17 protein-coding genes are annotated in these 20,635 nt (G+C 56.6%); 14 read left to right on the top strand and 3 right to left on the bottom strand.

All coding sequences use genetic code 11. From position 1 onward, the window contains the following. The first annotated feature begins 4 nt into the window (after positions 1-4). From GS646_RS08300 to GS646_RS08270, 7 genes are all read left to right on the top strand, one after another. Positions 5-1,150 carry a TRAP transporter substrate-binding protein gene (locus tag GS646_RS08300; RefSeq protein ID WP_171183142.1) on the top strand — a complete coding sequence of 382 codons (1,146 nt, stop codon included), beginning with the start codon at positions 5-7 and terminating at the stop codon, positions 1,148-1,150. Between the two features lie 111 nt (positions 1,151-1,261). Further along, entirely contained in the window at positions 1,262-1,774 is a 513-nt protein-coding gene (locus GS646_RS08295) for a TRAP transporter small permease (RefSeq protein ID WP_171089940.1), read from the top strand. An 11-nt stretch (positions 1,775-1,785) separates the two neighbouring features. Continuing rightward, complete coding sequence (locus GS646_RS08290) at positions 1,786-3,114, top strand: TRAP transporter large permease (RefSeq protein WP_171089942.1); 1,329 nt, start codon at positions 1,786-1,788, stop codon at positions 3,112-3,114. A gap of 12 nt (positions 3,115-3,126) precedes the next feature. Further along, positions 3,127-4,434 carry a histidinol dehydrogenase gene (hisD, locus tag GS646_RS08285; protein ID WP_171183144.1) on the top strand — a complete coding sequence of 436 codons (1,308 nt, stop codon included), beginning with the start codon at positions 3,127-3,129 and terminating at the stop codon, positions 4,432-4,434. Next, positions 4,427-5,188: an SDR family NAD(P)-dependent oxidoreductase gene (locus tag GS646_RS08280; RefSeq protein WP_171183146.1), complete on the top strand. Its 762-nt coding sequence runs from the start codon at positions 4,427-4,429 to the stop codon at positions 5,186-5,188. The genes hisD and GS646_RS08280 overlap by 8 nt, the downstream gene beginning before the upstream one ends. Then, on the top strand, positions 5,185-6,165 hold the full coding sequence (locus GS646_RS08275; RefSeq protein ID WP_171183148.1) for a zinc-binding dehydrogenase: 981 nt from the start codon (positions 5,185-5,187) through the stop codon (positions 6,163-6,165). The genes GS646_RS08280 and GS646_RS08275 overlap by 4 nt, the downstream gene beginning before the upstream one ends. A gap of 23 nt (positions 6,166-6,188) precedes the next feature. After that, entirely contained in the window at positions 6,189-6,602 is a 414-nt protein-coding gene (locus GS646_RS08270) for a universal stress protein (protein ID WP_171646931.1), read from the top strand. Positions 6,603-6,683: 81 nt separating this feature from the next. Here the strand turns inward: GS646_RS08270 and GS646_RS08265 are convergent, their stop codons facing one another. Beyond that, a complete protein-coding gene (locus GS646_RS08265; protein WP_171183631.1) occupies positions 6,684-8,732 on the bottom strand; it encodes an ASKHA domain-containing protein in 2,049 nt (682 codons plus the stop codon). Between the two features lie 206 nt (positions 8,733-8,938). Here GS646_RS08265 and guaB point away from each other — a divergent pair, with 206 nt between their 5' ends. The 3 genes from guaB (at position 8,939) to GS646_RS08250 (ending at position 14,021) form a co-directional block, all read left to right on the top strand. Further along, a complete protein-coding gene (gene guaB, locus GS646_RS08260; protein ID WP_171183152.1) occupies positions 8,939-10,387 on the top strand; it encodes an IMP dehydrogenase in 1,449 nt (482 codons plus the stop codon). 74 nt (positions 10,388-10,461) lie between these two features. After that, positions 10,462-11,619 (top strand): RsmB/NOP family class I SAM-dependent RNA methyltransferase, encoded by a 1,158-nt coding sequence (locus tag GS646_RS08255; protein WP_171646932.1) that lies wholly within the window; start codon positions 10,462-10,464, stop codon positions 11,617-11,619. A gap of 110 nt (positions 11,620-11,729) precedes the next feature. Next, positions 11,730-14,021 carry an ATP-binding protein gene (locus tag GS646_RS08250; RefSeq protein ID WP_171646933.1) on the top strand — a complete coding sequence of 764 codons (2,292 nt, stop codon included), beginning with the start codon at positions 11,730-11,732 and terminating at the stop codon, positions 14,019-14,021. Here GS646_RS08250 and GS646_RS08245 read toward each other — a convergent pair whose 3' ends face one another. Then, entirely contained in the window at positions 14,022-14,615 is a 594-nt protein-coding gene (locus GS646_RS08245; protein ID WP_171646934.1) for a sulfotransferase family 2 domain-containing protein, read from the bottom strand. 192 nt (positions 14,616-14,807) lie between these two features. On the opposite strand from GS646_RS08245, the gene recA reads away from it, so the two are divergent. The 4 genes from recA (at position 14,808) to GS646_RS08225 (ending at position 19,981) form a co-directional block, all read left to right on the top strand. Next, the gene (recA, locus tag GS646_RS08240) at positions 14,808-15,875 is read left to right on the top strand and encodes a recombinase RecA (RefSeq protein ID WP_171183159.1); all 1,068 of its coding nucleotides are present in this window, start codon (positions 14,808-14,810) and stop codon (positions 15,873-15,875) included. Positions 15,876-16,052: 177 nt separating this feature from the next. Further along, a complete protein-coding gene (alaS, locus tag GS646_RS08235) occupies positions 16,053-18,725 on the top strand; it encodes an alanine--tRNA ligase (protein ID WP_171183161.1) in 2,673 nt (890 codons plus the stop codon). Between the two features lies 1 nt (position 18,726). Beyond that, the gene (locus tag GS646_RS08230; protein WP_171089965.1) at positions 18,727-19,014 is read left to right on the top strand and encodes a DUF1330 domain-containing protein; all 288 of its coding nucleotides are present in this window, start codon (positions 18,727-18,729) and stop codon (positions 19,012-19,014) included. 343 nt (positions 19,015-19,357) lie between these two features. Beyond that, positions 19,358-19,981 carry a transglutaminase-like cysteine peptidase gene (locus GS646_RS08225; protein WP_253746394.1) on the top strand — a complete coding sequence of 208 codons (624 nt, stop codon included), beginning with the start codon at positions 19,358-19,360 and terminating at the stop codon, positions 19,979-19,981. A gap of 162 nt (positions 19,982-20,143) precedes the next feature. On the opposite strand, the gene GS646_RS08220 is transcribed toward GS646_RS08225, so the two are convergent. Continuing rightward, the gene (locus GS646_RS08220) at positions 20,144-20,581 is read right to left on the bottom strand and encodes a hypothetical protein (RefSeq protein ID WP_171678510.1); all 438 of its coding nucleotides are present in this window, start codon (positions 20,579-20,581) and stop codon (positions 20,144-20,146) included. Positions 20,582-20,635 lie beyond the last annotated feature (54 nt).

The raw sequence follows: 20,635 nt of genomic DNA, 5'->3' as shown, positions 1-20,635 counted from the left end.
ATTCATGAACAACGACAAGACCGAACTGGCGTCAGCCGAACGTCGCAATTTCCTAAAGCTGAGCGCAAGTGGTGCGTTCACGGCTGCTTTGGTCGCCGGAGCAGGCGGGGTGTTGTGGTCGTCTGAAGCCGCAGCGCAGACCGCCAAGGAAGAAAGCGAGCGGGAAAAGGCGGCCGATCATGTGATGACCATCGCGACGGCGTATGTTTTGGGGGCATCGCGTAGCTATCCTATCATGCAGCTGGATCTTAAAGAAAACATCCAGAACGCCACCAATGGTAAAGTCTATGTCAAACTGGCTCCGGGTGGGCAGCTGGGTGCCGGTGGATCCCTTGTGCAGAAAGTGCAAGGCGGCACCATTCAGGCGGCGCAGCATTCGCTGTCGAACTTCGCGCCATTTGCGTCGACCGTTGATCTGATCAACATGCCGTATCTGTGCGGTTCGAACCAGCGTTTCACCAACCTTGTCCATTCTGACACGTGGAAGAATGAGGTTCATCCCAAGGTCGAAGCTGCGGGCTTCAAGGCGCTATTCTATGTGAACATCGATCCCCGTGTTGTTGCGGTTCGTCAGGGTGGCAATGCAGTCATCACGCCGGGCGACATGAGTGGAATCAAGTTCCGTGTTCCCGGCTCGAAGATGCTCCAGCAATATTACCGTATGGTTGGCGCCAACCCGACCCCTGTTGCCTGGGGTGAGACACCTTCGGCCATCAAACAAGGTGTCGCAGATGCGCTTGATCCTTCGGTTGGCGCGCTGTTTGTCTTCGGCTTCAAGGACATACTGAGCCACGTGACCTTCACACAAGCGGTTCCGGACAGCCAAGTTTATTCCTGTAACCTCGAGTGGTTCAACTCGATGCCCGCTGACGTTCAAGAAGGCATCATGTGGGGGTCTGAAATGACCGCGCACCAGAACTTGTCCAAGGTTCCGTCGGCACGTGCATACGCTATGGCCGAGCTGAACAAGGCAGGCGTCCAATTCCATTCGCTCAGTGAAGACCAACTGGCCGAATGGCAGGATGCGGGCGGCTATCAGAACGCCGACTGGGATCCGTTCAAGACCGAACTGGCCGGGTCGATGGAAAACTTCGAAAAGCTGGTCGAAGCTGCCGGAACGCAGGGCAAATACTACGTTCACGACGCCTAAGGCGCTATGCGTGGACGCCATCCAGGCGTCCACGTTTATTTTCTACAGTCAGGCTGTAATCGGCCCGCCACGGTAGGCGCGGGTCTGGCTGTCCTATCGCCGGAGGATCAGATGACCGTTCTTCAAAACATTGACCGAAACGCAGAGCGTTGGCTGTTGCTGGTGTTCTACGTGATGCTGGTGATCACCATGGCGATCGAAGTGCTGCGGCGTGAGATCTTCGCTTACTCGTCGATCTGGGGCGAAGAGATCGTGCGCTATTCCTTCATCTACCTCGCCTGGATCGGGGCCGCCGCTGCGGTCAAGGAACGTGCGCATATCCGAATTGACGTCATCATGCATTACCTTGGGCCGCGCCCCAAGGCGTTGCTTTATATCTTCGGCGATCTGGTGATGTTCGTCGTGGCCGTTATCGCGCTCTATTGGTCTTACGAGGCGGTTCATGTCTCGGCCAAGTTCGGCTCGGTAACAGATGGGTTGCGGGTTTCCAAAGTCTGGTTCCTGATGGCTGTACCCACTGGATTTGCGCTGATGATCTGGCGGCTGATCCAATCCCTGATGCGTGATCTGAAATGTCTGCGAGACGGCACCCCCGTCTTCGAAGGCGACAAGCTGTTTGACTGAGGAGAAATTGAATGCTTTGGAATTCCCTCAATCAAACCGTTGAACTTGGGTGGGATTTTTATGTCCCCGTGATCCTGTTCGTTGCTTTGATCGCCATGGCTGTGCCCGTTTGGGCCGCCATTGGGTCGGCAGCTATCGTCATGCTGATCATGTCCGGCGACTTGCCGCTAAGCTTGGTGGGCGAAAGCCTTTTCACCGGTATCGATGCCTTTGCGTTGACCGCTGTGCCCCTGTTCATTCTGACCGGGGACGTTCTGGTTCGCACAGGGTTATCGCGCAAGTTTCTGGACGTGGCCGAAGCGCTGACCTGCTTTGCCAAAGGCGGCTTTGGGTCGGCCACCGTGCTTGTCTGTGGCATGTTTGCGGCGATCTCGGGCTCGGACGCGGCGGGCGCTGCTGCTGTGGGTCGGATGACCATCAACCGTCTGGTTGAAAGCGGGTATCCGCGCCCCTATGCCTGTGCGCTGGTAGCCGCCGGGGCCTGTACCGGCATTCTGATCCCGCCGTCGATTGCCTATATCATCATCGGGCTTGTGCTGGGTATTTCAGCTTCGACGCTGTTTCTGGCCGCTCTGATCCCCGGACTGGCCATTCTGGTATCGATCCTGATCACCAACATCATCATGAATCGCCTTTATGCCTATGAGGGCGGCGGGATGATGACTATGGGTGAGTGGCTGTCCAACCTGGGCAAGGCGCTCAAATCCGGCTGGTACGCCTTTATCGTTCCGGGCATCATCTTCTACGGCATCTTCTCGGGTCGCTTGACGCCGACCGAAGCCGGTGCGACCGCTGTTGTCGTCACCATCATCATGGGCTTCATCCTGCGCACACTGACGCTGGCAGACTTCCCGTCGATGCTGGTCAGTTCGGCGAAAGTGAACGGGGTGATCCTGCCCATCATCGCTTTTTCTGCGCCGCTGGCCGAAGCGCTGGCGATTATGGGTGTCCCTCAGGGCTTTGTGACCTCGGTGACGTCGCTGACGGATGATCCTTATCTGCTGATCCTGTTGATGATCGGCATCTTGATCGCGGCAGGCTGCGTGATGGAGACGACGCCTAACATCGTGATTCTTGCACCGATCCTGAAACCGCTGGCAGACAACATTGGCATGAACGAAATCCAGTTCTGCATCATGATGATCACTGCGCTGGGTGTTGGTTTCATCACACCACCGCTTGGTCTGAACCTGTTCGTTGTATCTGGCATTACCGGCGAGTCGATTCTGAAGATTGCCGCCCGAGCTGTGCCCTTCGTATTGACCATGCTGATCGTGGTGCTGCTGATCGCCTACGTACCAGCTGTCTCGACCACCTTGCTTCCTGAAATCTACCAATAGGACCTTTTGAACATGCCCCGTGACTATCTGAAAAAGGCGACCCTTACGGCGCAGTCTCATGCGACCGAGGTGCATGATACGGTCAAGACAATCCTGTCTGATATCGAGGCAGGAGGTGACGCTAAGGCCCTGGAATACGCCGCCAAGTTCGACAAGTTCGAGGGAAATGTCCTGATGACTCAGGACGAGATCGACGCGGCCATTGCGCTGGTGCCCGAAAAGTTGAAGGCTGATATCCGCTTTGCTCATGACAATGTGCGTCGCTTTGCCGAAACGCAAAAGGCCACCGTGTCGGACGTTCAGACCGAGATTGTGCCCGGTGTTGTCGCAGGGCAAAAGGCCATCCCCGTCGATGCGGCAGGGTGCTATGTGCCCGGTGGACGCTACAGCCATATCGCCAGTGCGATCATGACTGTGACCACAGCCAAGGTCGCCGGATGCCGCCACATCACAGCGTGCTCTCCACCTCGTCCGGGCGAAGGGGTTGCGCCTGCGATTGTTTATGCGGCCCATATCTGCGGAGCGGACAGCATTCTGGCGATGGGCGGTGTGCAGGGTGTGGCGGCGATGACCTACGGCCTGTTTGGTTTGCCGCGTGCAAACATCCTTGTTGGGCCTGGCAACCAGTTCGTGGCCGAGGCCAAGCGCATTCTCTACGGCAAGGTCGGTATCGATATGATTGCGGGACCAACTGACTCCCTGATCCTGGCCGATAGCAGCGCAGATGCACATGTGGTTGCCACCGACTTGGTCAGTCAGGCCGAACACGGGTATAACTCTCCGGTTTGGCTGGTGACGGATGATCGTGCGTTGGCTCAGAAAGTCATGGAGCTGGTGCCGCAGTTGATCGACGACTTGCCTGATTTGAACAAGGAAAACGCTGCAGCCGCGTGGAGGGACTATGCCGAAGTCATCGTCTGCGATAATCGCGAAGACATGGCTGCGTGTTCCGATGAATACGCCCCCGAACATCTGACCGTGCAGGCCGAGGATCTGGATTGGTGGTTGGACCGGCTGACTTGTTATGGTTCGCTGTTTTTGGGTGAGGAAACCACTGTATCCTACGGCGACAAAGCCACGGGAACCAATCACGTACTGCCGACCTCTGGCGCGGCCAGTTATACCGGCGGTCTGAGCGTCCACAAATACATGAAGATCGTGACCTGGCAGCGGGCAACGCGGGAGGGGTCCAAGCCCATTGCCGTTGCAACTGCGCGGATTTCGCGGCTGGAAGGGATGGAAGGACATGCACGCGCCGCAGATGTGCGTTTGGCCAAGTATTTCCCGGATGAGCAGTTTGATCTGACCGCTGATGGATGATCCGCGCGCTTTGTTTGACCTGACGGGTAAGGTGGCTTGTGTCACCGGCGCAAGTTCGGGGCTGGGGCGGCAAGTGGCACGCGCGCTTGCAGCCGCAGGTGCGCAGGTTGTTGGCGTGGCGCGGCGCCAAGATGCGTTGGCGCAGATGCAAGCCGAGATTGGATCTCGGTCCGCTTCAGTGGAAGCCGACGTTGCTGATCGTGACGGAATTGTTCGCGTGGCGGAAGCCGTCAGCGCCAAGTTCGGCGCGCCCGACATTCTGGTTCATGCGGCTGGGCTAAACACGCGTGAGGCCGCCGATGATGTGACACCAGAAGGGTGGGACGCCACGCTGGCAGTGAACCTCAGCGCACCGTTTTTTCTAAGTCAGGCCATGGTGCCTGCGATGAAAGACAAGGGGTGGGGGCGCATTGTCAATTTTGCTTCGCTGCAAACAACGCGCGCGTTTCCCGGTGGTATCGCCTATGGCGCAACGAAGGCGGGGATCGGGCAATTGACCCGCGCGATGGCCGAGGCATGGTCGCCCTTTGGCATTACAGCAAATGCCATCGGACCAGGGTTCTTTCCCACGGAGCTGACGCAGGCCGTGTTTGATGACCCAGATCGTGCGGAGCGAAATGCGGTGCAAACCTGCATTGGGCGCAATGGTCGGATGCAGGATATCGACGGCCCGATTCTTTTCCTGTGTTCACGGGCCTCGGACTATGTGACCGGACAGGTTTTGATGGTGGATGGGGGGTTCACAGCCAAATGAAAGCACTGGTTTACAAAGGTGTGGAACAGATGGAGTTCGGCGATGTGCCGAATGCAGTGCCCGCTGCATCTGAACACCTGATCCGAATTGAAGCCGTAGGCATCTGTGGATCAGACATGCACGCGTATCTCGGCCATGATGCGCGGCGACCGGCCCCTTTGATCCTTGGGCATGAGGCCGCCGGGGTGATTGTCGAAGGTCTTCGCGCAGGAGATCGCGTGACGATCAATCCGCTGGTGAGCTGCGGTCAATGTCCAGCCTGCGTAGCAGGTCGTGAAAATCTGTGCCCGGATCGTCAGATCATTTCAATGCCACCACGCGAAGGGGCCTTTGCCCAGTTTGTCTCGATGCCGGACAGAAATCTGGTTGTCGTACCGGATCATATCTCGTTTGCGAAGGCCGCGTTGGCCGAACCACTGGCTGTCAGTTGGCATGCAGCGCGGTTGGCGCTGGAAGCGTTGCACCCGGCGATGCCCCGTCGCGCTCTGGTCATTGGCGGCGGCGCGATCGGGCTTGCCGCCGCATTGGCCTTGCGTGCGATGGAGGTCGAAGATGTCACAATTGCAGAACCCAACGCCTTACGCCGGACTTTTCTGCAGCAGGTTGAGGACTTTAAAATCGGGGACGCTGCGATTGGAAACTTCCCGCTCGTTATCGACGCTGTGGGTTATGCGGCAACACGATCCGTCGCATCAGCCGTCGCGGACCCCGGCGGCGTGATCGCGCATGTAGGTCTTGGCGAAGACACCGGCGGTCTGGACGTGCGCCGCATGACGTTGCAGGAAATAACCTTTATCGGGACATACACGTATACCGCTCAAGACTTCCGCGAGACGGCGGAAGCGATCTTTGACGGACGGCTGGGCGCGTTGGACTGGGCCGAGGAACGCGCCCTGGCTGAAGGGGCGCAGGCATTTCGCGATATCCGCTCTGGTGCTGTGGCAGCCCCTAAGATTATCCTGAGACCCTGGGCATAGTCCCGCCAGATTTGGAGGCCTCGATGTATAAAAAAGTTCTTGTCCCTATGGCATTGGATCACGGCATATCGCAGCACACGCTGGAAGTTGCACGCGCATTGTCGGAAAACGGGGCCGACATAATCGCATTGCACGTTTACGAAATGCCACAGGGATCTGTCAGTGCCTACCTGGATAAATCCGTTGTCGCAGAAGGGTTTGACCGTGCGCGACTGAAACTGTTGGAAAAGGTTGAGGGCCTTGAAGGTGTGACACCCGAAATCGTCAAAGGCCACACTGCCCGGACGATCATTGATTATGCCACAAGCAGGAGCATCGATTGTATCGTCATTGGTTCTCACCAACCGGGGTTGAGCGACTATTTCCTGGGATCGACAGCTTCGCGCGTTGTTCGTCACGCGCCGTGCGCCGTGCATGTGCACCGCGGTCTGACTTGATTCCTGGCATTGACGGCCATTGAACTTGGAGTTTCTGCAAGGAACGACCGGCAACCAAGTGCCGGTCGTTCCAATGTATGATTATCCGCGACGCCGACGGCGACGGCCGCCACCGGCTTCGGCGTCGGCACCGCCTGTGTTGAAGCTTGGGTGGGGCAACGTGACAACCTGCGCCAGTTCCGGGAATGGATCAGTTTTGTGTGGAATCGCGTTGGCCGCGACGAAGTGATCCTGGAACTTTGGTTCGATAGCGGTTTCAATTTTCGTGATCTCGCGTACGACGCGTTCAATCTCAGTCCGTGCTGCGATATTGCACAGTGCAATACGTGCACCGGTTCCTGCGGCGTTGCCCGCGCTAGTGACCTTGTCCAGCGGCGCATCCGGGATCATCCCCAGAACCATCGCATGCTTGGTCGAGATATGCGCCCCGAACGCACCGGCCAGAACCACACGATCGACACGGTCGACATCCATCTCATCCATCAACAGGCGCGCACCGGCATAAAGCGCCGATTTTGCCAGCTGGATGGCGCGAATGTCGCCTTGGGTGACGGTGATGCGCGGGCCACCTTCGGCGCTGGCGTCGTGGATCAGATAGGCATGGGTTCGTCCTTCGGGGACACAGCGTGCTGTACCGGTCTGCTCGGCCGAACCAATCAATCCGCTTTCATCCAGCAAGCCGGCGATACGCATTTCAGCAACGGCCTCGATGATGCCGGAACCACAGATGCCTGTGATGCCAGTGGTTGCTATATCTTGGTCAAACCCGTCCTCATCCGACCACTTTTCGGACCCGATCACGCGGAAACGTGGTTCTTTGGTAACAGGGTCGATCTCAATCCGCTCGATTGCGCCGGGGGCCGCGCGCTGCCCCGAGCTGATCTGAGCACCCTCAAACGCAGGTCCGGTTGGCGAAGAACAGGCTAGAACGCGGCTGGTGTTGCCCAACAGGATTTCCGCGTTGGTGCCTACGTCCACGATCAAGACCAGATCTTCGGATTTGCCCGGTTCCTCCGACAGCGCCACGGCTGCGCAGTCCGCGCCCACATGGCCCGCAATGCAAGGAAGGATGTAGATCTGTGCGCGCGGGTTCATGGTCGTCAGATCCATCTCGCGCGCGGGCAGGGACATGCTTTCCGATGTGGCCAGCGCAAAAGGCGCTTGCCCCAGCTCAACCGGATCCAGACCCAACAGCAAGTGGTGCATGACCGGGTTACAAACAAATACGGTTTCCACGATCAGTGCGGCGTCGATCTTGGCCTCTTCGGCAATTGAGGTGGTCAGATCGTTGATCGCCTCGCGCACGGCTTTGGTCATTTCCTGATCACCACCCGGATTCATCATTGAATATGAAACGCGGCTCATCAGATCTTCGCCAAAGCGAATTTGCGGGTTCATCAGACCCGAGGACGCCTTGACCTCACCCGTTTCCAGGTCGGTCAGGTGGGCTGCGATGGTGGTCGAGCCGAGGTCGATTGCCAAGCCATAAAGCCCGCCTTCATGCAGGCCCGGCCAGATTTCGACAATGCGGGCAACGCTGTCGTTGTGGCCCTTGTGAACGGCCACCGTGGCCTCCCACTTGCCCTTGCGCAGAACCGGCTGCAGCTTGGACAAAAGCGACAGATCGGCTGTGACAGCTTCGATCTTCCACTGCTCGCGCAGGGCGCGTTCCAGACGCTCAAGATCGCCCGTGGGCGAATGCATGTCGGGTTCTTCGACGACCACGAAGTACAGGCGGGTGGCCGGGTCCATGGTGATGGCGCGGGCCGCGGCCGCCTTACGCACGACCTGACGGTGCACCTGGCTTTCGGGTGGGACATCGATCACGACATCACCTTGCACGGACGCCTGACATCCCAGACGACGGCCCGGTTTCAAGCCTCGCTTGTCGTCATAGCGCTGTTCAACCGCGTTCCATTCGCTCAGCGCGTTTTCGGATACGGTGACGCCGTGCTTGGGAAACTCGCCGTAGCTGGGTGTGATCTGACATTTGGAGCAGATTCCACGCCCGCCGCAGACCGAATCCAGATCGACGCCCAACTGACGGGCCGCAGTTAGAATCGGAGTTCCAACAGGGAAGTGTCCGCGTTTGCCAGAGGGCGTAAAGACGACAAGTGGGTCGGTGGTCATCAGAGACATACCTTTTCATATTCGCGCGTATTGGGCGCAAGATATGATGTTGAGCGCAAAGGGAAAGGGCTATCAGCGGCACGATTTGCTCAGCTTGCGGCGTTTTCTGTACCGCCATTGCCCTGAGTTGCTTTGGGGGGCTTTCCCTTTGGTTCAATCCATGCGATAGGGTCGCCGTCAAACGGGCTTTTGCATGGGGTTTTCAGATGCAGATTCGTGAGGCACTCACCTTTGACGACGTTCTTCTGGTTCCGGGCGCATCTTCAGTGCTTCCGGCGACAGCAGATACCACCACACGCGTGACGCGTGAAATCACCATGAACATACCGCTGCTGAGCTCGGCCATGGACACCGTGACCGAGGCGCGCATGGCGATTGCAATGGCTCAAGCCGGTGGCATCGGGGTCATTCACAAGAACCTTTCGGTCGAAGAGCAAGCCCGCGAAGTGCGCCGGGTCAAGCGGTTTGAATCGGGTATCGTTTATAACCCTGTCACGTTGCGCGCGGACCAGACGCTGGCAGATGCACAGGCCCTGGTGGAACGCTACAACTTCACCGGTTTCCCTGTCGTGGATGCGGAAGGCCGCGTTGTGGGCATCGTGACAAACCGGGATATGCGGTTTGCCACTTCGGACGATACTCCGATCAAGGCGATGATGACGGCTGACAATCTGGCCATGCTGCAAGAACCCGCAGATCTGGAAGAAGCCAAAAGCCTGATGCGGGCCCGACGCATCGAAAAGCTGCTTGTGGTAGACGCTCAGGGGAAACTGACCGGGCTTTTAACTTTGAAAGACACTGAACAAGCCGTCTTGAACCCTACAGCTTGCAAAGATCGGCTGGGCCGTCTGCGCGTGGCTGCCGCCACGTCGGTCGGGGACGCAGGGTTTGAGCGCTCGGAACAACTGGTGGATTCGGGTGTGGACATCATTGTGGTCGACACTGCTCATGGCCATTCGCAAGGCGTGTTGGACGCGGTAAAGCGCGTTAAGACGCTATCCAATGAAGTTCAGATCATCGCAGGAAACGTGGCCACGGGTGAAGCGACCAAAGCATTGATTGATGCGGGGGCTGACGCCATCAAGGTTGGTATCGGTCCGGGGTCGATCTGCACCACGCGAATGGTGGCGGGCGTTGGCGTACCGCAGCTGACCGCGATCAGTGATTGTTCGGCAGCCGCAGGTGACGTGCCCGTCATCGCTGACGGAGGCATCAAATTCTCGGGCGATTTTGCCAAGGCGATTGCTGCAGGTGCCTCTTGTGCCATGGTCGGTTCGATGATCGCAGGCACCGATGAAAGCCCGGGCGAAGTGATCCTGTATCAGGGCCGCTCGTTCAAATCCTATCGCGGGATGGGAAGCCTGGGTGCCATGGCGCGTGGATCGGCGGACCGGTATTTCCAGAAGGACGCTGCCAATGACAAGCTGGTGCCTGAAGGTATCGAAGGGCAGGTACCTTACAAAGGCTCCGCCAGTGCTGTGATCCACCAGCTTGTGGGCGGCCTGCGTGCCGCAATGGGCTATACTGGATGTGCGACCGTTGAAGAGATGCGCAAAAATTGCAGCTTTGTTAAAATCACCGGTGCCGGTCTGAAGGAAAGCCACGTGCATGACGTTCAGATCACCCGCGAAAGCCCCAATTACCGGGTGATGTGATCTGCTGACCTGTTGCATGCGGCGCCCAGACACGGGCGCCGTTTTGCGTTCACCCACACCTTAGGGAGGTCGACATGACCCCGGCAGCTCGTGTTCAGGCCGCGATTGAAATCTTGGACGAGATTTTGACCGGAGCGCCCGTTGAAAAGGCGTTGACCGGATGGGCACGTCGCAGCCGCTTTGCAGGATCAAAAGATCGCGCAGCGGTACGGGATCATGTGTTTGATGCACTGCGCTGCCAGCGATCCTTTGCAGCGCTTGGCAGCAGCCACAGCGGACGCGGATTGATGATCGGAGCGATCCGGGCGCAAGGTGGGGACACAGCAGCCATATTCACAGGCGACAGACATGCGCCTGATCCCGTGCAGCCGTCAGAGACCTCACGGGCCTTTCGGTCAGACGCCGAACGATTTGATATTCCCGAATGGCTTTGGCCCCGGTTTTCGGCTTCGTTGGGATCTGAGACTCCGGCCGTGGCCGAGGCGCTGCAATCACGCGCTCCGGTGCATTTAAGGGTGAACTTGCTCAAAGCTGATGCGGCGTCTGCGATAGCCGCACTGCAGGCCGACGGTGTTATTGCACAACCTCACGCGTTTTGCACGACAGCTTTGGAAGTGACCGAAGGCGCGCGTAAGATTGCACAGGGCCGCGCCTATCAGGACGGGTTGGTCGAATTGCAGGACGCTGCCAGTCAGGCGGTTGTTTCGGCGCTAGAGCTTCAGCCGGGCATGCGTGTCCTTGACTACTGCGCAGGGGGCGGTGGCAAATCGCTGGCCTTGGCTGCGTTTAAAGGTGTTGAAGTCTTTGCCCATGACGTGAATGCAGCCCGGATGCGGGATCTTCCTGCGCGCGCAAAACGCGCCGGGGCCCGCGTGAAGATTCTGACGTCAAAGGATCTAGACGCACAAAAGCCCTTTGACATCGTACTTGCGGATGCTCCGTGTTCTGGAAGCGGGTCGTGGCGGCGCGCACCTGCGGGAAAGTGGGCTTTGACCGAAGAGCGCTTGCAAGATCTCACGCAAATCCAATCCGGAATTTTACAGAATACGACCGCTTTAGTTCGAAAGGGCGGTGTGTTCGCCTATGCGACCTGCTCGGTTCTGACTGACGAAAACGGCTCAATCGTTGATTCCTTTTTGGCGCGAAACCCGGAATGGGCCGAGACATTTCGCAAATCATGGCAAGTCGCACACGGGTCAGACGGGTTTTTCACGGCACACTTGACGAGATAAGGCTCCGGCAAATAACAACCTAAGGTAGATAATTTCCCGCATTCTTTAGTTAAGCGGGCATTAACCATTTTGGATGTTACTTCCGACACCTTTTTGCGTTTGAGCCGTTTATGTCTGACACTGCATTTTCTGTACGCGACCTCTCTTACACCCAACTGCCTTCAGCGACGCGCGTAGGATCGCTTCTGAGCTTGGCTCTTTTGATCGCCTTAGCGCCAATCACAGGTCTGTTGCCGCCGGAGTGGAGTTCTGGCCTTACAGTGGCCGGTGTTTCCCTTTTATTTGCGGTGCTTTGCGTCACGATAAAGGGGCGATTGGCCATCCGATCCGCACAGCGCAGTGCAGCCCTGATGAGGGCATTTGCGGAACTGGAGGTTGCCCCCTTTCTGGTGGCCGACAGGTTTGGCGATATTCTGGTCGCGAACATACACGCACAAAAACGGTTTGGGGCCGAAACTGGTAAGTCCCTGAGTTTATGCTTGCGATCGACCTTTTCGAACCCTCAGGCCGTTTTGCTTCGGTTGCAATCTCAGGCACAATCGCATGGCCGTGCCTATGATGAGTTTCCCAACAGCGCGAACATGTTATCCCTCACCGTGTCTCGGCTGGACACCGAGTTGTTTTGTTGGCGCTTTGAAGAGGGCGAGGGGGCAAACAGCCGTGACTTGGCCATCCCGGTTCTTTCCGTTGGGCATAAAGGCGAAATCCAGCATGCCAATTCCGCTGCCGAAAAGATGCTTGGTTCTGACGTGAAACGTGTTCAGGACGTCTTTCTTGACGGTGCACCGGTAATTGGGGCCACAAATTTGGTGAACGCCCGTGACGGTCTGGTCTCAGCCGCCGTCGCTAATTTGTCGACCACGGGGTCGAAACAACATTTGGGCCTGATCCCTGTCGGCACGTCCACAACACAAGGTGCCGGTGCGTCTTTCGAGGATCTTCCGATTCCAATCCTGACCCTTTCGTCGGACGGCACAATCCTCGACACGAACAGGCTGGCGATAAAGTTGTTGGGGAAAGACAGCCTAAAGGGAACCTGTATCGACGACATCATGCGAGGGCTGCGGGTTCCGCTTCGGGATTGGCTTGCAGGGGTCGCTTCGGAAGATGATGTACCTCGGTCAGAGTTTCTGCAGCTTAGCCGAGACGACAAAGAAATTTTTGTTCAAGTCACATTGAGCAAAGTTGTCATCGACGGCAAGGTGGGGCTGATTGCAGTCCTGAACGACGCGACTGAGCTGAAAACGCTGGAGGCGCAATTTGTTCAGGGTCAGAAAATGCAAGCCGTGGGGCAATTGGCCGGAGGCGTCGCGCATGATTTCAACAATCTGCTAACAGCGATTTCCGGTCACTGCGATTTGTTGTTGTTGCGGCACGACCAGAACGATCCGGATTTTGGGGATCTTGTTCAGATCAACCAAAACGCCAACCGTGCCGCGGCCCTGGTCAGTCAGCTTCTGGCGTTCTCGCGAAAACAAACGCTCAGACCCGAAGTGTTGGATCTGCGCGACACGATTTCGGACCTTATTCACCTGCTAAACCGTTTGGTGGGTGAAAAGGTGCAATTGACGCTCAGTCATGACCCGGTTCTCAAACCGGTGCGGGCAGACAAACGACAATTGGAACAGGTTCTGATGAACCTTGTCGTCAACGCCCGAGACGCAATGCCTGACGGCGGAGAGATTCGTATCGAAACCGAAGTTATGCGATTGTCCCAACCGTTCAGCCGAGATCGGGCGACAGTTCAACCTGGCGAATACGTCACGGTCAAGGTGGTGGACAGCGGGACAGGTATTCCAGCCGACAAGCTGCAAAAGGTTTTTGAGCCGTTTTATACAACAAAACGAACAGGTGAGGGTACTGGACTTGGTCTTTCGACCGTCTATGGCATTGTGAAACAAACAGGCGGGTTCATCTTCGTCGATAGTGTTGTCGGGCGCGGTACAGAGTTCACAGTCTTTTTGCCGGTGTGCGCGACTGATGAAAAAACCGAGATCACAAACCCGGCAAAACCTGACGCGCAAAGCGCACGGCAAGGCGAAGGGGTGGTGCTGCTGGTCGAAGACGAGGCACCGGTTCGCGCCTTTGCCACCCGCGCGCTGCGATTGAAAGGTTATACCGTTCTCGAAGCGGATTCGGCCGAAGAGGCGCTGAAACTTCTCGAGGACGCGTCGTTGAACGTGGATGTCTTTGTGACGGATGTGGTCATGCCGGGAATGGACGGGCCTACCTGGGTCCGCAAAGCGCGGGAAACGCGCCCGGACGCGCGCGTTGTCTTTGTATCAGGATATACCGAGGGCGCATTCGGCGAGTCCGGGCCGGGCATTTCAAACTCAACGTTCTTGCCCAAACCTTTCTCACTCAATCAGTTGACCGAGGCTGTTTTTCAGCAAATGAACTGATCAAAGCGCCGCGTTATGAATGGCAAACTCCGCTGCATGTGAATTGCGGAATTGTCGTTCAGTACTCGGCGAAAGGCTCAGATCTCCTGCAGGTGACACGTTTTCACGTGGCAAGACGATGTCCATGTTCAGCCGCGTTTGCAAAAAGTCCAAAATCCCAGTCTGGTTTTCATATTTGAAGACATGTGTCGCTCCACGCCCATTGCTTCGGGTGCGGAAAAACTGACTTTGGCTTCCAACATCGGCAAACTCAGGGCGTTGGTTTTGCATATAGGCTTGCACAAACTTGTCAAAACTCATGTCGCGGGTGGAATGAGGGTGACCAATCAGGTCTTCGCGACTGCGAAACCGATACCAACTGCCCAGCCAGTCGATGGGTTCACGTACAACAGCCATGATTTCCATTTCCGTGTCGTACATTTTCAAAAACATGTTTTGAAAAAAGCGGTCAAACCGGCGCACCGGCGCGTGTTTCAGTTCTGGTGGATGAGTGACCACAAGATCAGCTCGATCACGCAAGGCCGTATGATAAGCCGTGCTGCCAGTCTTGGGAACGGCAAGAAAAGCCAGACGTTCTTCAAAGAAAACAAGCATGTACCGCGTTCCGCCTTGTCCTGATTGCTTGCACAGATTGTCGTAAACGACTCTTTAACACAATTGCAGAAGAGTGAGTTCTGTAAGTTTTAGTTGAAATGTTCTCTTTTTGGTCCCATAAGGAACAAGAGGCGAACAAAGCAGCGATTGCCGCCCGATCAAGGGTGTGACAAAAGGGAAGGCGACAGGACAATGGCGGATCTTCTGACAATGAGCGACAAGAAAAACGCAGACAAGCAAAAGGCGCTCGACAGCGCACTGGCCCAGATCGAACGGCAATTCGGTAAAGGCTCGATCATGAAGCTGGGCGAAGGTGCCACGCAGGATATCGAAGCAAGCTCAACCGGCTCGCTGGGTTTGGACATCGCGCTGGGAATCGGCGGCCTGCCGATGGGGCGGATTGTTGAAATCTACGGCCCGGAAAGTTCGGGTAAAACGACGCTGACACTGCATTGTATTGCCGAACAACAAAAACGCGGTGGTGTTTGTGCCTTTGTTGATGCTGAGCACGCGTTGGACCCGCAATATGCCCGCAAACTGGGCGTTGATTTGGATGAGCTGCTGATTTCGCAGCCGGACACGGGTGAACAAGCTCTGGAAATCACCGATACGCTGGTGCGGTCGGGTGCGGTCAACATGGTCGTTGTCGACTCGGTGGCGGCGCTGACACCGAAATCCGAGCTTGAAGGCGACATGGGCGACAGCAATGTTGGCGTTCAGGCCCGTCTGATGAGTCAGGCAATGCGGAAACTGACCGGTTCGATCAGCCGTTCGAATTGTATGGTGATCTTTATCAACCAGATTCGGATGAAAATCGGTGTGATGTTCGGCAGCCCGGAAACCACCACCGGTGGTAACGCGTTGAAGTTCTACAGCTCTGTGCGTCTAGATATCCGCCGCATCGGTGCGATCAAGGACCGGGACGAGGTTGTCGGCAACCAAACACGCGTCAAGGTCGTGAAGAACAAAGTTGCTCCTCCGTTCAAGCAGGTCGAATTCGACATCATGTACGGCGAAGGTATCTCGAAAATGGGTGAGCTACTGGATCTGGGTGTTAAAGCTGGCGTGGTCGAGAAATCGGGGTCTTGGTTCAGCTATGGCGACGAACGGATCGGGCAGGGGCGTGAGAACGCCAAGCAATATTTGCGTGACAACAGCCGGATCGCCTTGGACATTGAAGACAAGATCCGCGCTGCACATGGGCTGGATTTCGATATGCCACCGGGTGCTGTCGAGGATGATGATATCCTTGAAGCGTGACGATCGCTGATTGGAAAACTGGAAGTCCGGTTATTTCCAAACGAAAGTAGGCAAGAACGAAACAAGGCGGTCCATCGGGCCGCCTTGCTGCATTCTGGCGCACCTCTGCTGTGGACACTTTTCTGACAGAGGGATAAACCTGCGGTGACCAAGATTTATGTGCGCCGAGAGAGCCCTATGCCAACCCTGAACGACATCCGATCGACCTTTCTGAACTACTTTGAAAAACAGGGGCATGAGGTTGTGGCATCCAGCCCGCTGGTGCCGCGTAACGACCCAACGCTGATGTTCGTGAACTCGGGCATGGTTCAGTTCAAGAACCTGTTCACCGGTCTGGAAACCCGCGACTATACACGTGCCACGACGGCACAGAAATGTGTACGGGCCGGTGGCAAACATAACGACCTCGACAATGTGGGCTATACCGCGCGTCACCACACGTTTTTCGAGATGTTGGGCAACTTTTCATTCGGGGATTACTTTAAGCATGACGCTATCCCGTTCGCTTGGAACCTGATTACCAAGGAATTCGGCATCGACAAGAACCGCCTGTTGACCACGGTCTATCACACCGATGACGAGGCGTTTGAGATCTGGAAAAAGGTTGGCGTGCCCGAAGATCGCATCATCCGGATCGCGACCAATGATAATTTCTGGCAGATGGGCCCGACCGGACCCTGCGGACCATGCACCGAGATCTTCTATGACCATGGCGATCACATCTGGGGTGGCCCTCCGGGATCGGCCGAAGAAGATGGCGACCGTTTTATCGAAATCTGGAACGTCGTCTTCATGCAAAACGAGCAGTTCGAAGACGGCTCGATGGTCGAACTGGACATGCAGTCCATCGACACTGGTATGGGACTGGAACGGATCGGCGCATTGCTGCAGGGCAGCCATGACAACTATGACACTGACCTGTTCAAAACTCTGATCGAGGCGTCTGCAGATGCGACCGGCGTGGATCCCTATGGTGACCAGAATGTGCATCACCGCGTGATTGCTGACCACCTTCGTTCCACCTCGTTCCTGATTGCCGATGGGGTCATGCCCAGCAATGATGGGCGCGGTTATGTTCTGCGCCGGATCATGCGCCGCGCCATGCGCCATGCGCACCTGTTGGGGGCCAAGGATCCTGTCATGCATCGCCTCGTGCCGTCGTTGGTGCAGCTCATGGGAGGGCATTACTCGGAGTTGACCCAGGCCCAGCCCTTAATCGAAGAGACGCTGTTGCTTGAGGAAACCAAGTTCAAGCAAACACTGGATCGCGGTTTGAAGCTGTTGGATGACGAGGTTGCAGGGCTAGCCGAAGGCGCGCCTTTACAAGGGGCGGCGGCTTTCAAACTCTATGACACCTATGGTTTCCCATTGGACCTGACGCAGGATGCGCTGCGCGAGAAGGGTCGTGCCGTCGATACCGACGGGTTTGATTCTGCAATGGCCGAACAGAAAGCCAAGGCGCGGGCGGCCTGGGCCGGGTCTGGCGAAGCTGCGGATCAGGCGGTGTGGTTTGACGTGCTGGACTCAGCCGGTGCGACGGATTTCCTTGGGTATGAGACAGAGAAGGCCGAAGCGCAAGTTGCCGCGCTGGTCGTAGATGGCGCTTTGGTCGATGCCATCGAAGCAGGGGGCAGCGGTTGGGTTGTCGTGAACCAGACCCCGTTTTATGGCGAGGCCGGTGGTCAGATTGGCGATACGGGTGAACTGCGCCGAGTCGAAGACCGCGATGACCTCAGCCGGGTGGAGGACACCCGGAAATTCGCCGACGGCAAAGTCTATGCACATAAGGTAACGGTCGAAAACGGCAAGCTGTCCAAAGGCGACGCGGTCGAGCTTGAGGTGGATCACGCCCGCCGTACTGCCATTCGCGCCAACCATTCGGCCACGCACCTGCTACACGAAGCACTGCGGGAAGCATTGGGGGATCACGTGGCGCAGCGTGGCTCGCTGAATGCAGCAGATCGTCTGCGGTTTGATTTCAGCCATTCCAAAGCGCTGAGCCTTGAGGAAATCCAAAAGGTCGAGCGCGAGGTGAACAGCTTCATTCGCCAGAACTCGACCGTTGAAACCCGGATTATGACCCCTGACGATGCGCGTGAGCTTGGAGCCCAAGCGTTGTTTGGCGAGAAATACGGCGACGAAGTGCGTGTTGTCTCGATGGGTAAGGCGCCAACTGGCAAGGGACAGGATGGCGAAACTTGGTCGATCGAACTGTGCGGCGGTACGCATGTGCGCCAGACAGGGGATATCGGCACGTTTGTGGTACTGGGCGACAGCGCCAGCAGCGCCGGTGTGCGCCGGATCGAGGCGCTGACCGGGGATGAGGCGAACCGTTACCTTTCGGCTCAGGATCACCGACTTGCGCAGGTTGCACTGGAACTGAAAGCGCAACCGGACGACGTTGTCGCGCGGGTAAAGAGCCTGCTGGATGAACGCAAATCGTTGCAAAACGAAGTCGCTCAGCTGCGTCGCGATTTGGCAATGGCAGGTGGCGCCGGGCAGGGTGGCGGAAGCGAAGCGCGCGAAGTCAACGGCGTCAAGTTCCTGGCACAAGCCCTGAGCGGTGTGTCGGGTAAAGACCTTCCGGCGCTGATCGACGAACATAAAGCCCGTCTAGGAACAGGTGCCGTACTGCTCATCGCAGATACGGGCGGTAAGGCTGCGGTCGCAGCCGGTGTGACCGACGACCTGACCGGAACCGTTTCGGCGGTGGATCTGGTCAAGGCAGCGGTTGTTGAGCTGGGTGGCAAGGGCGGCGGAGGCCGACCTGATATGGCCCAGGGCGGCGGCAAAGACGCTTCGAACGCAGATGCCGCGATCAAAGCCGCAGAGCAGGTATTGGGAGGATAAGATGGCTGCACTCTGGATTGCACATGTCACGGTCACGGATGCCGAGGCTTATGGGAAGTACGCCGAGCTGGCCGGTCCAGCCATTGCCAAACATGGTGGTGAGTTTATCGCTCGGGCCGCGCGATACGTTCAGTTGGAAGGCAAGGAGCGTCCGCGCAATGTGGTTGCCCGGTTCCCTTCGTTAGAATCAGCAGTCGAATGCTACAATTCCGATGAGTATCAGCAGGCGCTGAATCACGCCCGCAATGCCAGCGAAAGAGAGTTGGTTGTGGTGGAAATCACCGAATAGGTGTGTTCCCGTAGACCGTTTGGCTGAGTTCAGCGGTTTTCAGCTTACACATGACGCGCGTGTCAGAAAAACAGCCTGCTTTGGCAGGCTGCTTTTTTTGTTGATATTACAATTTCTTATGGAGAATTCTTTACGCATTCTCGTTGATGGCTCTGCTAAACTATGGCGGCCCTTTGACAATTCCTGCTCGAAATTGTCAAATTATGGAACGAATTTTCGCCCTTTTTCATTTGCACGTTCTCAATGATTGCGACTGAGGATCGTTAAAGGATAGTTTCAAAAAGTGGAATATGGTCCTTGGGTATCGGCAGTCGTTGTAACGATACTGTCTCGGGGAATGGGCATGACATCAGTGATCAAATCAACCAACCACCGGCTTGCAAAGGCTTTGACCTCTGCTGTATGTGCTGTTGGTCTAAGCGCCATGTTCCTTGCATCGCCTTTTGGGACAACAGATGCCCAAGCATCTGAAGGTCGCTTTATTCCCGCCGTCGCGTCCTCGCCTCCACCAAGCGGGGCAAGAAATCTTTGCAGCCAGTATCGGTGGGCGTGCACAGCAAAACGATCGGCGGCACTTTCCAGTCAGTTGGAAATGCAGATTGTGAAGCAGGTGAACCGACGTGTGAACGCCTCGACCCGAGAAGTTACTGATCAGTCTCAGTACAAAACAAGAGAGTTGTGGGCATTGCCAACGACCAGAGGTGGCGATTGCGAAGACTTTGCACTGCTCAAGAAGCGGGATTTGATAAATGCGGGGGTGGATCCGAACAAATTGCTGATTGCCACCGTTCTGGATACACGCCGAACCCCTCATGCGGTCCTTATATACCGTTCGGCCAACGGTGATTTAGTTTTGGACAATTTGACCAATCGCATCAAACCTTGGAAAGCAACGCGGTATCTTTTTCTCCGCATGCAGGATCCTAACCAACCGCAAAGATGGGTTGGTGTCTACGGTAAGAGTTAGAGCTAATTTTACAGGAACCGACATGGAAGCTGGTCGGCCTTTGGCAACAGCGTCTATAGTTAAATTGGTTTCAAATGATCGAAATCCGTTAAACAATAACTTCACTTAAGAAAGGTCGCCGAGTGTTGCGGCGACCTTTGAAAGTACTTTATTTCGTCTGATTTACCGAAGACCAATTCCGTCACCCGGATAATCATAATCCGGATCGTGTGGTTCGGGATCGTCCTGCGGATCCGGATCGCCCTGTGGATCGGGATCTCCTTGTGGGTCAGGGTCACCTTGTGGATCAGGGTCACCTTGTGGGTCGGGATCGTTTTGCGGACCGGGATCACTTTGTGGGCCTGGATCACCTTGTGGACCAGGATTACCCTGCGGACCGGGATCACCTTGTGGGCCATCACTGTCGGGTGTGTCACCAAATCCGCCAAAGCCGTCGGTGCCAGTACCTTCATTTGCCGGCCCATCGCCCGCGCGTGTGTCCGACGATCCAACTGATGCCGTTGGAAGGTCTGTCAGCAGATCCGCAAGCGGAGAGCATTCGGCGCCCAGACGGGCCACGATCTCATCAAAGTCTGCACGGCGCTGAATATACCGCAACATTCCAGTGGTCACAGCATCACATTCGCACAAGACTGACGGCGACCCCGCGGATTG

Source organism: Ruegeria sp. HKCCD4315 (assembly GCF_013112245.1).
Lineage (GTDB): Bacteria > Pseudomonadota > Alphaproteobacteria > Rhodobacterales > Rhodobacteraceae > Ruegeria.
Note: the sequence above shows the minus strand (reverse complement) of the source record. Positions and strands in the feature narration are given on the sequence as shown.

Bases quoted from the DNA above. Each gene is read 5' to 3' on its own strand.
- GS646_RS08300 (WP_171183142.1), top strand. From the start codon at position 5: ATGAACAACGACAAGACCGAACTGGCGTCAGCCGAACGTCGCAATTTC.
- GS646_RS08295 (WP_171089940.1), top strand. From the start codon at position 1,262: ATGACCGTTCTTCAAAACATTGACCGAAACGCAGAGCGTTGGCTGTTG.
- GS646_RS08290 (WP_171089942.1), top strand. From the start codon at position 1,786: ATGCTTTGGAATTCCCTCAATCAAACCGTTGAACTTGGGTGGGATTTT.
- hisD (WP_171183144.1), top strand. From the start codon at position 3,127: ATGCCCCGTGACTATCTGAAAAAGGCGACCCTTACGGCGCAGTCTCAT.
- GS646_RS08280 (WP_171183146.1), top strand. From the start codon at position 4,427: ATGGATGATCCGCGCGCTTTGTTTGACCTGACGGGTAAGGTGGCTTGT.
- GS646_RS08275 (WP_171183148.1), top strand. From the start codon at position 5,185: ATGAAAGCACTGGTTTACAAAGGTGTGGAACAGATGGAGTTCGGCGAT.
- GS646_RS08270 (WP_171646931.1), top strand. From the start codon at position 6,189: ATGTATAAAAAAGTTCTTGTCCCTATGGCATTGGATCACGGCATATCG.
- GS646_RS08265 (WP_171183631.1), bottom strand. From the start codon at position 8,732: ATGACCACCGACCCACTTGTCGTCTTTACGCCCTCTGGCAAACGCGGA.
- guaB (WP_171183152.1), top strand. From the start codon at position 8,939: ATGCAGATTCGTGAGGCACTCACCTTTGACGACGTTCTTCTGGTTCCG.
- GS646_RS08255 (WP_171646932.1), top strand. From the start codon at position 10,462: ATGACCCCGGCAGCTCGTGTTCAGGCCGCGATTGAAATCTTGGACGAG.
- GS646_RS08250 (WP_171646933.1), top strand. From the start codon at position 11,730: ATGTCTGACACTGCATTTTCTGTACGCGACCTCTCTTACACCCAACTG.
- GS646_RS08245 (WP_171646934.1), bottom strand. From the start codon at position 14,615: ATGCTTGTTTTCTTTGAAGAACGTCTGGCTTTTCTTGCCGTTCCCAAG.
- recA (WP_171183159.1), top strand. From the start codon at position 14,808: ATGGCGGATCTTCTGACAATGAGCGACAAGAAAAACGCAGACAAGCAA.
- alaS (WP_171183161.1), top strand. From the start codon at position 16,053: ATGCCAACCCTGAACGACATCCGATCGACCTTTCTGAACTACTTTGAA.
- GS646_RS08230 (WP_171089965.1), top strand. From the start codon at position 18,727: ATGGCTGCACTCTGGATTGCACATGTCACGGTCACGGATGCCGAGGCT.
- GS646_RS08225 (WP_253746394.1), top strand. From the start codon at position 19,358: ATGACATCAGTGATCAAATCAACCAACCACCGGCTTGCAAAGGCTTTG.
- GS646_RS08220 (WP_171678510.1), bottom strand. From the start codon at position 20,581: ATGTTGCGGTATATTCAGCGCCGTGCAGACTTTGATGAGATCGTGGCC.